1 protein-coding gene is annotated in these 2,783 nt (G+C 38.2%); it reads left to right on the top strand.

What is annotated here, in order from left to right; genetic code table 11:
* Positions 1 to 2,783 (top strand): Eco57I restriction-modification methylase domain-containing protein (locus ACKI5B_RS05740; protein WP_407426715.1); only part of this gene is annotated, 2,783 nt, incomplete at both ends.

The raw sequence follows: 2,783 nt of genomic DNA, 5'->3' as shown, positions 1-2,783 counted from the left end.
CCTGTTGTTGATGACGGCTGGCATGAAGACTTTGGAAAGATTTTTACAAAAGAAGATAAATACAGATACGGCTCAAAAAAGAGCGGAATAGAAATCTCTGACCTTGAAAAAACGTTCAAAAGAGATAAAAAACACTACATCTACTTTGCTTCGATTCAGGATTTGCGCGGTTCAAAAATCGTAGGCGGAAAGTTTGATAAAAACGATGATGTGTTTAACATTGATTGGGACTGTGTAATAATTGATGAAGCCCACGAAGGCACAACTACAGAACTTGGTGATAAAGTAAAGAGCATTTTGTTCAAGCCAGAAAAGGGAACAAAACTTCTGGAACTTTCAGGCACTCCATTTAACATTCTTTCAAATTACGAAGATGACGATGATAGCGTTTTCACATGGGATTATGTGATGGAGCAGCGGGCAAAGCAGGAGTGGGAAGAAACTCATTTTGGCGATTCCAACCCATATTCAGATTTGCCTGAAATGCGGATGTACACTTACGACTTGGGGAAACTCATTAAAGGTGATTTCGTTGATGTGGGAGATAAGGCGTTTAACTTTGCAGAGTTTTTCCGCACAGATGAAACTGGTTCATTTGTACACGAAAAGAATGTGAATGACTTTTTGAATCTTCTTACTAAGCAGGACAAAGAAAGCCTTTATCCTTTCAGTTGTCCTGAATACATAAATCTTTTTCATCATACACTATGGATGGTTCCAGGAGTAAAAGAAGCTCTTGCATTGCAACATTTGCTTGAAAAGCATTCTGTGTTCTGTAGTTTCAATGTGGTAAATGTAGCTGGAGACGGAGATCCAGAAGACCCGACAGGGGAAGCACTTGAAGCAGTACGTAAAGCAATAAAAAATGCAGGAGAAGATGGCTACACAATCACATTAAGTTGTGGAAAACTCACAACTGGCGTAAGCGTAAAACAGTGGACTTCCGTGTTCATGCTTTATGGAACATATTCTACAAAAGCCGCTGGATATTTACAGACAATATTCCGCGTGCAGACTCCTTGCAACGAATACGGAAAAAGCAAGACCTGTGCCTATGTTTTTGATTTTGCACCGGATAGAACCCTTAAAATGGTTGCTGATGCTGTAACACTAAATACAAAAGTTGGAAAAACTAAAGTTGATGACAAGAATCGTCTTGGAGAATTTCTTAACTTCTGTCCTGTAATTGGAATTGAAGGTAGTACGATGAAGCCGTACAAAGTAAACAGTCTTCTCCAGCAATTGAAATCAGCTTATGCAGAACGTGCCGTAAGCAAAGGTTTTGACGATGCAAGCTTTTACAATGACGACTTATTAAAACTTTCCAAAGTTGAGCTTGAGAAATTCAAAGATTTACAGGCAATCATCGGGCAGACAAAAGCAAATAAAGCCGGTGACAAAATTGATGTAAACAAACAGGGGCTAACTGAAGAAGAATATCAGCAGTCTACATCTCAACCGGAAAAACGTGTAAAGCCAGAACTTACACCAGAAGAGCAGGCGTTAAAAGAAAAACTTTTGGAAGCAAAAAAGCAGAGACAGACCGCGATCAGCATTCTTCGCGGAATTTCTATTCGTATGCCGCTTTTGATTTACGGAGCAAGAGGAAAGAATGGAGATGAAATCCCGATTACAGAAGATATTACTCTTAAAAAGTTTGTGGAGCTTGTGGACGATACTTCCTGGGAAGAGTTCATGCCACATGGTGTTACAAAAGAAAACTTCGCTGACTTTGAAAAATACTATGATGAAGATGTTTTCATTGCAGCAGGAAAAAGAATTCGTAATCTTGTTTTAGCAGCAGACAAACTGAATGTAACAGAGCGCACAAGAAAGATTGCAGAGATTTTCTCTTATTTTAGAAATCCAGACAAAGAAACAGTTTTGACTCCTTGGCGAGTTGTAAATATGCACATGGGTGACTGTCTTGGTGGATGGTCTTTCTTTGACAAAGATTATGAAAACACTCTAGGCGAAAATGAAAGCTCGCACTTTATTGATGTAAAAGATGTGACAGAAAAAACACTCGGCAACAGCGAAGCAAAGATTCTGGAAATCAACTCAAAGACAGGTCTATATCCGCTTTACTGTGCTTATTCGATTTTCAGAGCAAAACAGAGCCTTCATCCGCAAATGGATGAAAATGCCCTTTGGGAAGAAACAATACGCGAAAACATTTTTGTAATCTGCAAAACTCCGATGGCAAAGGCAATTACGCAAAGAACTCTCAGTGGTTTTACAAACACAAAAATCAACGCTCACGCTTTTGACCATCTGGTAAACGATTTAAAGAACAAAAGCGACTCGTTCATAAAAGACGTGACATCAGAAAACTTCTGGAAAAAAGGAAATGGAAAAATGGAATTTGACGCAATCGTGGGAAATCCGCCGTATACAGAGATAGTTCAAAAAGAAGATAACAATACAGGTTCTTCAAAACAGATTTTCCCAGACTTTATCATCAGTGCAATAAATGCTAAACCTAAATTTGTATCTCTTATAACTCCATCCCGCTGGTTTGTCGGTGGTGAACAAGCTGGATATTTCCCAAAACTCAGGAAGTTTCTAAAAGAACGCCCACATATGATTCAGTTGGTTCATTATACAGATTATGAAGAGATTTTCAAAAAAGTTAATATTCCTGGTGGAATAAACTATTTCCTTTATTCTCAAGAATATAACGGAATGGTGAATTTTGTAATTCATACAAATGGAAAGATTATTAATCAAAAAAGGAATCTTTTTGAAAATGGAATGGACATCGTTCTTGCCGACTACAATCT

The organism is Treponema sp. (assembly GCF_045657965.1).
Classification (GTDB): Bacteria; Spirochaetota; Spirochaetia; order Treponematales; family Treponemataceae; genus Treponema_D.
Note: the sequence above shows the minus strand (reverse complement) of the source record. Positions and strands in the feature narration are given on the sequence as shown.